The sequence below is a fragment of the Pseudoxanthomonas sp. LH2527 genome, from assembly GCF_022539275.1.
In the GTDB taxonomy this organism is placed as follows: Bacteria; Pseudomonadota; Gammaproteobacteria; order Xanthomonadales; family Xanthomonadaceae; genus Pseudoxanthomonas_A.
Map to the genome: position 1 here is coordinate 47,549 of NZ_JAKZBW010000003.1, position 12,032 is coordinate 59,580.

The 12,032-nt window shown below is 67.6% G+C and carries 9 protein-coding genes; 3 read left to right on the top strand and 6 right to left on the bottom strand.

Features of this window, described 5'->3' with window-relative positions:
- Positions 1–157: 157 nt before the first annotated feature.
- Positions 158–2,581, top strand: a complete 2,424-nt coding sequence (locus MMG85_RS02945; RefSeq protein ID WP_241044660.1) for a penicillin-binding protein 1A — start codon at positions 158–160, stop codon at positions 2,579–2,581.
- 104 nt (positions 2,582–2,685) lie between these two features.
- Entirely contained in the window at positions 2,686–3,342 is a 657-nt protein-coding gene (locus MMG85_RS02950; protein WP_055940103.1) for a hypothetical protein, read from the top strand.
- Positions 3,343–3,351: 9 nt separating this feature from the next.
- Here MMG85_RS02950 and MMG85_RS02955 read toward each other — a convergent pair whose 3' ends face one another.
- A complete protein-coding gene (locus MMG85_RS02955) occupies positions 3,352–3,756 on the bottom strand; it encodes an Lrp/AsnC family transcriptional regulator (protein WP_241044661.1) in 405 nt (134 codons plus the stop codon).
- A 106-nt stretch (positions 3,757–3,862) separates the two neighbouring features.
- Between MMG85_RS02955 and MMG85_RS02960 the strand changes: the two genes are divergently transcribed.
- Positions 3,863–4,363: an isochorismatase family protein gene (locus tag MMG85_RS02960; RefSeq protein WP_241044662.1), complete on the top strand. Its 501-nt coding sequence runs from the start codon at positions 3,863–3,865 to the stop codon at positions 4,361–4,363.
- A 52-nt stretch (positions 4,364–4,415) separates the two neighbouring features.
- On the opposite strand, the gene MMG85_RS02965 is transcribed toward MMG85_RS02960, so the two are convergent.
- From MMG85_RS02965 to MMG85_RS02985, 5 genes are all read right to left on the bottom strand, one after another.
- Positions 4,416–5,705 (bottom strand): citrate synthase, encoded by a 1,290-nt coding sequence (locus MMG85_RS02965; protein ID WP_055940097.1) that lies wholly within the window; start codon positions 5,703–5,705, stop codon positions 4,416–4,418.
- A 259-nt stretch (positions 5,706–5,964) separates the two neighbouring features.
- Positions 5,965–6,207, bottom strand: coding sequence for a type B 50S ribosomal protein L31 (locus MMG85_RS02970; RefSeq protein ID WP_055940095.1), 243 nt, complete (start codon positions 6,205–6,207; stop codon positions 5,965–5,967).
- Between the two features lie 74 nt (positions 6,208–6,281).
- Positions 6,282–7,220, bottom strand: a complete 939-nt coding sequence (locus MMG85_RS02975; protein ID WP_241044663.1) for a nucleoside hydrolase — start codon at positions 7,218–7,220, stop codon at positions 6,282–6,284.
- 137 nt (positions 7,221–7,357) lie between these two features.
- Positions 7,358–9,463 (bottom strand): ATP-dependent DNA helicase RecG, encoded by a 2,106-nt coding sequence (recG, locus tag MMG85_RS02980; protein ID WP_241044664.1) that lies wholly within the window; start codon positions 9,461–9,463, stop codon positions 7,358–7,360.
- Between the two features lie 86 nt (positions 9,464–9,549).
- Positions 9,550–12,000, bottom strand: coding sequence for a TonB-dependent receptor (locus MMG85_RS02985; protein WP_241044665.1), 2,451 nt, complete (start codon positions 11,998–12,000; stop codon positions 9,550–9,552).
- Between the last annotated feature and the right edge of the window lie 32 nt (positions 12,001–12,032).

Here is a 12,032-nt window from a genome sequence, read left to right on the forward strand (position 1 = left end):
TTTTTACGCTTGGCAACCGACGATGACGTGGCTGTGCGGCTTGTCACGTTTCACGAGGGTTGTTCCCCAAGTCCCTGTTCCCCTTGGGATCACCTGTGGCGATCCCAGCGGTCATCTATACTCTGCCGTTACGAATTCTGCAATCGGAAAGCACTGGATGTCCCGTTTCCGTCGTCTTCTCCGTTGGACCCTCATCACGTTCCTGATACTTGCCCTCGCCGGCGCGGTCGGCCTGGGGGTGCTGTATTACACGGTCTCGGCCAAGGTCCCGGACATCCAGTCCCTGCGCAGCGTCGAGCTGCAGGAACCCCTCTACATCTATGCCAGCGACGGCCGGCTGATGGGCCTGTACGGCGAGATCCGGCGCTATCCGGTACAGATCGACCAGGTCCCGGCCCGGGTCAAGCAGGCCTTCATCGCCGCCGAGGACAGCAAGTTCTACGAACACAACGGCATCGACCCGACCGGCATCGCCCGGGCCGTGTGGCAGATCGTCAGCCGCAAGGAAGGCCGCGTGGCCGGTGGCAGCACGATCACCCAGCAGGTCGCCCGGCAGTGGTTCCTGAGCTCGGAGTACAGCTACACCCGCAAGCTGGTGGAAATGATGCTGGCCATGCGCATCGAGAACATGCTGACCAAGGACGAGATCCTGGAGCTGTACCTCAACAAGAGCTTCTTCGGGAACCGCTCCTACGGCGTTGCCGCCGCCGCCGAGTACTACTACGGCAAGACCCTGGACCAGCTGACCCTGGCCGAAGCCGCCACCCTGGTCAGCGCCCTGAAATTCCCCTCCAGCGGCAACCCGATCAGCAACCCGGGCCGCAACCAGCAGCGTAGCGCCTACGTGGTCGAGCGCATGCGCGAGGACGGCTACATCACCGCCGCCGAAGCCGCGCAGGCCAAGGCCGAACCCATGCATGCCAAGCCGCACGAGCGGCCGATCGAGGTCTACGCGCCGTACGTGGCCGAAATGGTGCGTCAGGAGATGATCGCGCGCTTCGGCCCGGAGGCGCTGACCAAGGGCTACCACGTCACCACCACGCTCGACGCCCACCTGCAGACCGCCGCCAACGACGCCGTCCGCGATGGCCTGGGCCTGTACGACCATCGCCATGGCTGGAACGGCGTCGAACAGCATTTCGACGTGGCTGCCGACGCCGATGCCGCAGCGCTGGCCACCCATCTGCGCGGGATTCCCGCCCAGAACGGCCTGCTGCCGGTGGTGGTGGCCCGCGTCGCCGACGATGGCAGCGCGACGGTGGTCATGGCCGACGGCAAGGAGATCACCCTGCCGGTCGCCGCCAGCAAGTGGACCGGGCGCTCGCCCGCCAAGCTGCTCAAGCGCGGCGACCTGACCCGCATCAAGGCGGGCAAGGACGAAGGCACCTACGTGATCGACCAGGTCCCGCGTGCGCAGGCGGCACTGGTCTCGCTGGACGCCAACAACGGCGCCGTCCGTGCACTGGTCGGCGGCTACAGCTTTGCCGGCAACAAGTTCAACCGCGCCACCCAGGCGCGACGCCAGCCGGGCTCCAGCTTCAAGCCGTTCCTGTATGCGGCCTCGTTCGAGAAGGGCTTCAATCCTGCTTCGATCGTCCTGGACGCCCCGGTCGTGTTCCGCGACCGCCGCGGCCACATGTGGCGCCCGCAGAACGACGGCGGTGGCTTCCGCGGCCCGATGCGCCTGCGCGAGGCGCTCGTGCAGTCGCGCAACCTGGTGTCGGTGCGCCTGCTCGACGGCATCGGCGTGCCGTTCGCGCGCACCTACATCAGCCAGTTCGGCTTCGACGAGGCCGAACTGCCGCCCAACCTGTCGATGTCGCTGGGCACGGCCTCGCTGACGCCACTGTCGGTGGCCCGCGGCTATGCGGTGTTCGCCAACGGCGGCTCGCGCGTGACGCCGTGGTTCATCGACCAGGTCAAGGACCGCGAAGGCAACGTGGTGTTCAAGGAGAACCCGGCCGTCGCCTGCCGTGGCTGCGGCGCGGGCCAGGCCGGCACCAGCACGGCGACCGCACAGGTGGTGGACGGCTTCAATTTCGGTCCTGCGCAGGCACCGAAGCCCGCGGCTGCCGCGACGCAGACGCCGAAGGCCGAAGAGAAGCCGGCCGACCCGAATGCGGTGACCGCACCGCGTGCGATCGACGAGCGCACCGCCTACCAGCTGGTGTCGATGATGCGCGACGTGGTCCAGCGCGGCACCGGCACGGCGGCCAAGGTGCTGGGGCGCGAAGACGTGGGCGGCAAGACCGGCTCGACCAACGACCATCGCGACGCCTGGTTCGGCGGCTTCGGCGGCACCTACGCTACGGTGGTGTGGGTGGGTCGCGACAACTTCCAGTCGCTGGGCTATCGCGAGTACGGCGGCAAGGCCGCCCTGCCGATCTGGATCGAGTACATGCGCGCGGCGCTGAAGGACGCGCCGGTCGCGGCGAACGATCCGCCCGACGGCATGGTGCAGGCCACCCTCAACGGGGTGACCGAATGGGTGAAGATCGAGGACATGGACCGCATCCAGGATTACGACCTGTACGGCCCCGAAGACGCGGTGCCGGACGAAGAAGCCTTCGACATCTTCTGATCGCGCCTCTCCGCTGAAGACCGCATGACGGCGCGCCTGCGCCGTCATGGACACGTCGGGGACATGGTGTACATTCGCGGTCAGTTTCGACGCGGAGGCTCCCCATGCACCACGCCCGTCAGCACGCCGAAACACGCACCCGCGAACGCCGCCAGCGCCTGGCGCACGAAGCCGCCCGGCTGATGGCCGAAGGCGGCATCCGCGACTTCCACCAGGCCAAGCTCAAGGCCGCCAGCCGGCTGGGCATCCACGACGACGCGTCCCTGCCCCGCAACCGCGAGATCGAAGACGCATTGCGCGAGTACCAGCGCCTGTTCGCCGGCGAGGCGCACGTGGCGGGTCTGCGGCAGCGACGCGAGGCCGCCTTGCGCGCGCTGGACTTCCTCTCGGGATTCTCGCCGCGGTTGGTCGGTCCGGTGCTCGAGGGCACGGCCGATGCCAGCACGCCCGTCCACCTGCATGTCCACAGCGATGATCCGGACGCGGTGACCCGCTTCCTGGAGGAACATCGCATCCCCGCCGACTCGCGCGAGCGTCGGCTGCGCATCGACCGGGAGCGCGTCGCCGACCTGCCGGTGTGGGTGTTCAGCGCCGAAGAGCTGAGCTTCGACCTGACGGTGCTGCCACACGACGCGTTGCGGCAGGCGCCGCTTTCCAGTGTCGACGAGAAGCCGATGCGGCGGGCATCCGCCACGCAACTGCGCCAGCTGCTCGCCGAAGAAGACATCGCCGGCTACGAACAGGAAATCGCGCGCCGCTGAGGCGTGCGTTTACGGTTTGACGCAGCGCATCTCGCTGGCGACCTTGTAGCGGCCATAGCGCAGCAGCGCCTGGGTGAACGCCTCCAGGTCCGCGTCGCTCCCGCAGGCCAGCGTGACGTGATAACAACCCTCGCCGGCGATCTTGCTGGCGCTCTCCACGTCGGCATGCGCCTGCAGGAACGCCTCGAACGCATCGAACTGCGGGCTGTCCATGAACACCGTGATGAAGTAGCGCCGCAGGTCGCCGCGCAGCACCGTGAATCCCCGGATCGTGCCGTCGTCCACCATCTGCTGCACCCGTGTGGCCACCGCCTGTCCCGTCAGGTGCACCTGGCGGCCGACGGCCTGCCAGGTCATGCGGCCATCGTGCCCGAGGGCCGCAAGGATGGTCCGGTCCATCTTGTCGAGGGGCATGTCTTTCGATCCTCAAGGAAAACGGTGCCGCTTCTTGCGGGCTGCAATTACAGCCGAGGCGGCCCGTCCATAGCATGACGCAGTCCCTTTCCCTTGAAGGTAACGCATGACCACCGCCCTGCTCATCATCGATGTCCAGAACGATTACTTCGCCCATGGCGCATTCCCGCTCTGGAATGCCGAGGCCACCCTCGACGCCACGGTCGCCGCCATCGGTCGGGCCCGCGCCCGTGGCGAGGCCGTGGTGCTGGTCCAGCATGTTGCCGCCTCCGCGGACAGCCCGCTGTTCCGGCCCGGCACGCACGGCGCCGGCATCCACGCGGACATCCTGGCCGCGGCGCCCGGCGCACCCGTGGTCGTGAAGCAGCATGCCGACAGCTTCCACCAGACCGGACTTGCCAATGTGCTGGCGGACCTGGGCGTCACCCGCCTGCGCATCGCGGGCATGATGACGCAGAACTGCGTGGTGTTCACCGCGCTGTCGCCGGCAGCCGAGCGCTACGGCGTCAGCGTCGTGTCGGACTGCACGACCACCCTCAACGAGGCGATCCACGGTTTCGCCCTGCATGGCCTGTCGACCCGCGTCGCGGTGCAAGCCGACGCCTGATGCGCGCAAAGAAAAGGCCCCTTGCGGGGCCTTTTCTGCTTGCGCTGCAGGATCAGCGCTTGTCGGTCGGCACGTAATCGCGCGGCGCGTAGCCCGTGTAGATCTGGCGCGGACGGCCGATCTTGGCTTCCGGGTCGACCTGCTGCTCCAGCCAGTGCGACACCCAGCCGGCGGTGCGGCCGATGGCGAACATGACGGTGAACATCTCGGTCGGGATCTTCAGCGCCTTGTAGATGATGCCGCTGTAGAAGTCGACGTTGGGGTAGAGCTTGCGCTGGATGAAGTACTCGTCCTTCAGCGCGGCTTCTTCCAGCTTCATCGCCACTTCCAGCAGCGGATCGTCGACGCCCAGTTCGCCCAGCACCTTGTGGGTCATCTCGCGGATGATCTTGGCGCGCGGATCGAAGTTCTTGTAGACGCGGTGGCCGAAGCCCATCAGGCGGAAGCCCGATTCCTTGTCCTTGGCCTTGGCGATCGCGGTTTCCACCTTGTCCGGCGTGCCGATCTCTTCCAGCATCTTCAGCACGGCCTCGTTGGCGCCGCCGTGCGCCGGGCCCCACAGGGCGGTGATGCCGGCGGCGACCGACGCGTAAGGATTGGCACCCGTCGAGCCCACCAGGCGCACGGTCGAGGTGGAGGCGTTCTGCTCGTGGTCGGCGTGCAGGATGAACAGCAGGTCCAGCGCCTTGGCGACCACCGGATTCACTTCCAGCGGCTCGCTCGGCACTTCGAACATCATGTGCAGGAAGCGGTCGACGTACTCGAGGTTGTTGCGCGGGTAGCGGATCGGCCAGCCGATCGAGTAGCGGTAGGCGGCGGCGGCCAGGGTCGGCATCTTCGCCAGCAGGCGGATGGCGGCCAGGCGGCGCTGCTCGGGGTCTTCCTGGTCCAGCGTGTCGTGGTAGAACGCCGACAGCGAGGCGACCGTGCCGGCCAGCATGGCCATCGGGTGCGCGTCGTAGTGGAAGCCGTGCAGGAAGTTCTTCAGCGACTCATGCATCATCGTGTGATGCGTGACTTCGTGCTCGAACTTGGCGAATTCGGCCGGGGTGGGCAGTTCGCCGTTCATCAGCAGGTACGACACTTCCAGGAAGCTGGAGTGCTTGGCCAACTGCTCGATGGGGTAGCCGCGGTACAGCAGCACGCCGTTGTCGCCATCGATGTAGGTGATGGCCGACTTGCAGCTGGCGGTGGCGGTGAAACCGGAGTCGTAGGTGAAGAGACCCGTTTCCTTGGTCAGCCTGGAAATGTCGACGCAGTCGTTGCCAAGCGTGGGTTTCAGGACTGGCAGGACGACGGATTTGTCGCCGGCATTCAGCGTGACCTGGTCAAGTTCGGACACAGTGTGCGCTCCTTCGTGGGGTAACGCCGCCGGAGGTCCGGTCGGCGCGTGACGGGAGTCCAGGCGATGAGCCTTGGATGAACCGAATTATCGCACAGCGCTCTGGAGCCGTCGCTCGATACCGCACCAAAGTCAGACCAAAGAATGAGGTCGCCGACGCAACCCTGCGTTCCGGCACGCTGCACGATCGTGCGCGCGCAAACGCGAACGGCCGCGCACTAGGCGCGGCCGCAGGCGGATCAGGCGAACGACGGTTCGATCAGCGCGCGTAGCGCTTCTGGAACTTGTCGATGCGGCCGCTGGTGTCGATGACCTTGTGCTTGCCCGTGTAGAACGGGTGCGAAGCCGAGGAGATTTCGACCTTGATCAGTGGGTAGTCGTTGCCGTCTTCCCACTTCGTCGTTTCCTTGCTGCCCAGCGTGGAGCGGGTCAGGAACTTGAAATCGGAGGTCACGTCGTGGAAGACGACTTCGCGGTAATTCGGATGGATGTCGGCCTTCATGGCGGTAACACCGTGTAGCGGAAATGGAAGAGCGGCATTGTAAACCGCCCCGCCAAGCCCGTGCAAGCCTGCCCTCAGCCGGCGGCCAGGGCCGCCTCGATCAGGGCCTCGAAGCGGGCCTGGTCGTAGCGCAGCAGGATGTTGGCCTTGTCGGGCCGGCCACCCTCCCGGCGCCAGTCGACGATCGAGGCGCCGCGGGCATGGGCGCCCTGCAGTTCGATGGCCAGCGGTCGCTCGGCCAGTTCCAGGGCCCCCTCGGGCGCCAGCACGAAGGCCATGGCCAGGGCATCGGCCGCGTACCAGTGATCGCCGCGGCGGTCGGCAGACCACAGGCGGGTCTTCTCGGAAATGCGGTCGTAGAACCGGGCGCGGTCGGCATCGGCCTGCAGCCAGCCGGCCACGCGCTCGTGATGCAGGCCGTGGGCGATGGTGGCCTCCCAGTCGGCCAGGTCGTAGCGGTCGAAGGCCTCGAGGACCAGGTGCGCGGCTTCGGGGTCGAAGTAGAAATTGAACTCGGCGGCCGGCGTGATGTTGCCGTGGCAGGTCACCGCCCCGCCCATCACCACGAGGCGCGCGATCCGCTGCGGCAGCGTCGGGTCCAGCTTGAGCGCCAGCGCGATGTTGGTCAGCGGCCCCAGCGCGACCAGCACGAGCCGGCCCGCGTGTTCGTGCGACAGGCGCAGGATCGCCAACGCAGCATGTTCGGCCTCTGCCTGCCGCGCGGCCGGTGGGAAGCCGACATCACCGAAGCCGTCCTGTCCGTGCACGTAGCCCGCATCCGGCGAGGGATGCAGCAAGGGCGCCGGCGCACCGGCGAACACGGGAATATCGTCGCGACCCGCGACTTCGCACAGCTTCAATGCATTGCGCACGGTGTGCTGCAGGCCCACGTTGCCCGCCGCGATGGTCAGGCCGACGATGTCGTGGCGCGCATCGTTGAACGCCATCAGCAACGCCAGGGCATCGTCGACGCCGGGATCGGTGTCGATCAGCAGGGGAATCCTGTCCGTCATCTTCTTCTCTTCGTGTTCCTGGTCGTCGAGTCTCGCATCGCCGGCAGCGACAGGGAAGCGTTAGGCGTTTGCGTAGAGCGGAGCTTGCTCCGCTGCGACGGACCTGTTCAGCCGAGCAAGCTCGGCTCTACGCGACGCTACGCCGAGGCATACCGCGCAGCGCCACCGACCCAGCGCTGGATCACGCGGTCCGCCGTGGCGGGCGCGTCGGCGAGCAAGCGTTCTGCCAGCGCATGCACCTGCGGCAGCAGGCCCGCATCGCGCGCGAGGTCGGCCACGCGGAACGCCGCCAGGCCAGTCTGTCGCGTTCCCAGCAGTTCGCCGGGGCCGCGCAGTTCCAGGTCCTTTTCGGCGATGACGAAGCCATCGTTGGTTTCGCGCATCGTCGCCAGCCGGTGCTTGGCCATCATCGACAACGGCGGCTGGTACATCAGCACGCAGGTGGACGCGGTCGCGCCGCGGCCGACACGACCGCGCAACTGGTGCAACTGGGCCAGGCCCAGGCGCTCCGCGTTCTCGATGATCATCAGCGAGGCGTTGGGCACGTCGACGCCGACCTCGATCACCGTGGTGGCCACCAGCAGGTCGATCTCGCCCTGCTTGAAGCGGCGCATCGTGGCCTGCTTGTCGGCCGCCTTCATGCGCCCGTGCACCAGCGCCACGCGCGCCTCCGACAGGGACGCCGACAGCGCCTCGAACGTGGTCTGTGCCGCCTGCGCGACCACCTCGTCGCTGTCGTCGATCAGCGTGCAGACCCAGTACGCCTGCCGGCCCTCCGCACAGGCCGTGCGGATGCGTTCGACCAGTTCCGGCCGGCGCTCCGCGCTCAGTGCCACGGTCTGCACCGGCGTGCGGCCCGGCGGCAGTTCGTCGATGGCGGACACGTCAAGGTCCGCATAGGCGGCCATCGCCAGCGTGCGCGGAATCGGCGTGGCGGTCATGACCAGCTGGTGCGGCACGCGGTTGGCGCCCGCGCCCTTGTCGCGCAGCGCCAGTCGCTGGTGCACGCCGAAGCGGTGCTGCTCGTCGACGATGGCCAGGCCCAGGTCGTGGAAGGTCACCGCCTCCTGCATCAGCGCGTGCGTGCCCACCACCACCTGCGCCTCGCCCGATGCGACCTGTGCCAGCACCGTCGCGCGCGCCTTGCCGGTGACCTTGCCGGCCAGCCAGGCCACGCGCACGCCCAGTGGCTCCAGCCAGGCGCGCAGGTTGGCCAGGTGCTGCTCGGCCAGCAGTTCGGTGGGTGCGGCCAGCGCCACCTGCTTGCCCGCCTCGACCGCCAGCATGCCCGCCAGCGCGGCGACCACGGTCTTGCCGCTGCCCACATCGCCCTGCACCAGCCGCAGCATCGGCGTTGGCTTGCCGATGTCCTCGCGGATCTGTGCGAACACGCGCTGCTGCGCGCCCGTCAGCGTGAAAGGCAAGGCCTTGACCAGTGCCTTCACCAGCGCGCCCTTGCCTTTCAGTGCCGGCGCACGATGCTTCTGCAACGCCAGCCGTTGCCGGCGCAGGCTCAGGTGGTGCGCAAGCAGCTCTTCGATCGCCAGTCGGCGCTGCGCGGGATGCGTGCCGAGTGCTAGCGCCGCGACATCCGCATCGCGCGGCGGCCGGTGCATGGTGAGCAGGGCCTGGCGCAGCGAGGGCAAGCCGAGGCCTTCCAGCAGCGTGGCGGGCAGCAGTTCGAGCTGATCGTTGTCCGGCAGCCGTTCCAGCGCCTGTCCGACCAGCTTGCGGATGCTCGCCGGCCCCAGCCCTTCGATGGCCGGATAGACCGGATCCAGTGCCTCGCCCAACGCCGCGTCGTCGTCATCGCCGAGCACGCGATAGCTGGGGTGGATGATTTCGAGACCGTTCTGGCCGGGCTTGGGCGTGCCGTAGCACCGGATGCGCGTGCCGACCGCGAACTGCGCCACCTGTGCGGCGCGGAAATGGAAGAAGCGCAGCACCAGCGAGCCATGCCCGTCGTCGGCCACTGCCACCCGCAGCACGGGCCGATAGCGGAAGCCGCGCTCCACCGCTTCCACCCGCCCTTCCACCTGCGCCGGCACACCGGGCTGCAGCAGGCGGATCGGCGTGATCGCCGTGCGGTCCTCGTAACGCAGCGGCAGGTGCAGCCACAGGTCCTGCATCGTCGCCAGTCCGCGCGCCGCGAGCTTCTCCGCCACGCGGGGTCCCACGCCGGGCAGGCGGCTCAACGGTTCGGCGGAAAGTTCGATGGCAGGCGTGTCGCGACGTGCAGGCATCGCACAAGGATGCCGGGAACGCCGCCAAACAAAAACCCCGGCACCTCACGATGCCGGGGCCCACGTCCAGCGCGTCGCCGCGCGGCTCAGAACTTCACGGCCACTTCCATGCCGTAGGTGCGCGGCTCGGTGATGGTGGCGCCCACCAGCCCCAGCGGTCCGCGGCCGTAGGTGTTGAGGCCTTTCACGTACTGGTTGTCGAACACGTTGTTGCCGTAGATCGCCCAGCTCCAGTGCCCTTGCGGCGCGGTCCAGCCGATCCGCAGGTCGGTGCGGTCGCGCGCCTCGCCGATGTCGAGCAGCGCGTTGACCCCGCAATCGCCCTGCAGGTCCGAACCGGCATTGCAGCGGCTGCGGCCGCGATAGGCGTGCCGCGCCGAGAAGCGCAACTCGCCGCGCCCGGCCAGGTCGACCTGGTAGGCCGCACCGAACGAGGCGGTGAAACGCGGCTCGCCGGTGGGCTCGCCATCCAGGTCTACGCCTTCCGGCGTGATGTAGTCCTTGTACTTGGAATCGATCCACTCGGCCTGGGCATCCAGGGTGAAGGCATCGGTCACCTTCCAGCGCAGGTCCACGTCGAGGCCGGTGGCCTCCAGGTCGCCAGTGTCGAACACGAAACGCGGGATATCGACCGGATTGTTCGGATCGGGATCGATCAGCCGCACGGACTGGCGGTTGTCGTAGCGGTAGTGGAACAGCGACGCGTTCCAGGCGAAGCGCCCGAACGACTGCTTGATGCCGGCTTCCAGGTTCCAGACGTCCTCGTTCTCGAACGCCGGACCGATCTGCAGCGCATTGAAGCCGCCGGCCTTGTAGCCCTTGGCCAGCGAACCGAACACCATGGTGTTGTCGTCGAGGTGGTAGTCGACGACGAAGCGCGGGCTGACATCGCTCCAGCTGCGCTTGTCGCGCACCAGCACGCCCTTGTTGACGATCGCCGGCGGGTCGATGAAGGCCATGTCGAAGGTCAGCGTCTCGCGGCTGATCGGGATGCCCAGCTGCCCCAGCGCGGCGAAGAAGCCCAGCGACTCCAGCAGCGCCAGCTTGGCTTCCAGCTCCGGCGCGTTGCGCGGCGTGTTGAGCCAGGTGAAATCCTTCTCGTCGCGGGTGTAGCGCAGGCCGAAGGTCAGATTGAGCCGATCGGTCGCGCGCCAGATGACATCGCCGAACGCCGCGTAGGCGGTGGTCGACAGCGTGTTGTTGAAGCGCTCGTTCCAGCGGTCGCCCACCAGCGACACCGGGATGCCGTTCATCTGCGCCAGCAGCGAGGTGAAGCCGAACAGGCTGCCGTCCGGCGTCGGCGCGATGCCGAGATTGCGCACGATGTTGTCCACCGCCTCGGTGTTGGTGTTTACCTCGCTGGTCTGGCGCGCGTCCTCCTTGAAGAAGCTCGCGCCGGCTACCCAGTCCAGTCGCGCGTTGCTGCCGGCGAACTTGAGCTCCTGGTAGAAGGTCTCGTTGCTCTCGGTGTTGACCGAATCGATGTACAGGTCGGCGCGATTGGTGCCGTCCTCTTCGGTCTGGTTCAGCGAATCGTATTCGCGCCAGGACGAAGTCGAGGTCAGGTTGCCCCAGGAAAACGCGTGATCGAAGATCAGGGTGACGCCATCGAAGGTGCGCCACTCGGCGTTCTCCGCGTCGCTGTAGGTCGGCACCTTGCGCGGGTCGAAGTAGTCGTCCGGATCGACCGGCACGGGCGGTCGCTGCGGATAGGCCGGCAACGGCACGATGCCGGTGGTGACGCGACCGTTCTGGTCCAGGCTTTCGTGGTCCCAGCTCAGCAGCGCCGTGGTGTTGTCGCCGATGCGCAGCTGCCACGCCGCGCGCGCGGCCCACACGTTCTCGCCGCCCAGATCCTTGCCGGTGGCGCCGTCCTGGAACCAGCCGTCGCTGTGGTTGAACAGCGCGTTCACGCGGAACGCCGAGACGTCGCTGACGGGGATGTTCCACATCGCGTCGACGTACTGCTTGCCGTAGTTGCCGAGCCGCAGGCGCAGACGCGCTTCGGTCTCATCCTGCGGCCGGCGCGTCACCAGCGAGATCGCACCCGCGGCGGTGTTGCGGCCGAACAAGGTGCCCTGCGGCCCCTTCAGCACCTCGATGCGCTCGACGTCGAGGAACGGCAGCAGCACGCCGCCGCCGCGACCGCCATAGACGCCATCGACGAAGATGCCCACCGCTGGATCGGTGCCGATGCCGAAGTCGCTGGTTTCCACGCCACGCAGGCGGAACGACGGCTGCGTGGGCTGGGCGGCGTCGACCACCAGGCCGGGCACGAACGCGTCGATGTCGCCCAGGTTCTCCGCCGCGACATCGTCGAGCAGTTGCTGGTCGACGACCTGTAGCGCGATCGGCACGTCCTGCAGCTCCTGCTGCCGGCTCTGCGCGGTGACGGTGATGGTGTCGAGGTTGGTGGCCTGCTGTTCGCCCTCGGGCGTCGCCTGCGCCCACGCCGTGCCGCTCGCACCGAGCGCCACGCAACTGCCGAACAGCGCCCGCCGAAGTCCCACGACCAGATTCCGTTGCATCACTTTCATCACGCCCTCCCGGAAGCGTTGTACGGATACCG

Coding starts and splice junctions, on each gene's coding strand:
- MMG85_RS02945 (WP_241044660.1), top strand. CDS start 158: ATGTCCCGTTTCCGTCGTCTTCTCCGTTGGACCCTCATCACGTTCCTG.
- MMG85_RS02975 (WP_241044663.1), bottom strand. CDS start 7,220: ATGACGGACAGGATTCCCCTGCTGATCGACACCGATCCCGGCGTCGAC.
- MMG85_RS02960 (WP_241044662.1), top strand. CDS start 3,863: ATGACCACCGCCCTGCTCATCATCGATGTCCAGAACGATTACTTCGCC.
- recG (WP_241044664.1), bottom strand. CDS start 9,463: ATGCCTGCACGTCGCGACACGCCTGCCATCGAACTTTCCGCCGAACCG.
- MMG85_RS02950 (WP_055940103.1), top strand. CDS start 2,686: ATGCACCACGCCCGTCAGCACGCCGAAACACGCACCCGCGAACGCCGC.
- MMG85_RS02985 (WP_241044665.1), bottom strand. CDS start 12,000: ATGAAAGTGATGCAACGGAATCTGGTCGTGGGACTTCGGCGGGCGCTG.
- MMG85_RS02955 (WP_241044661.1), bottom strand. CDS start 3,756: ATGCCCCTCGACAAGATGGACCGGACCATCCTTGCGGCCCTCGGGCAC.
- MMG85_RS02970 (WP_055940095.1), bottom strand. CDS start 6,207: ATGAAGGCCGACATCCATCCGAATTACCGCGAAGTCGTCTTCCACGAC.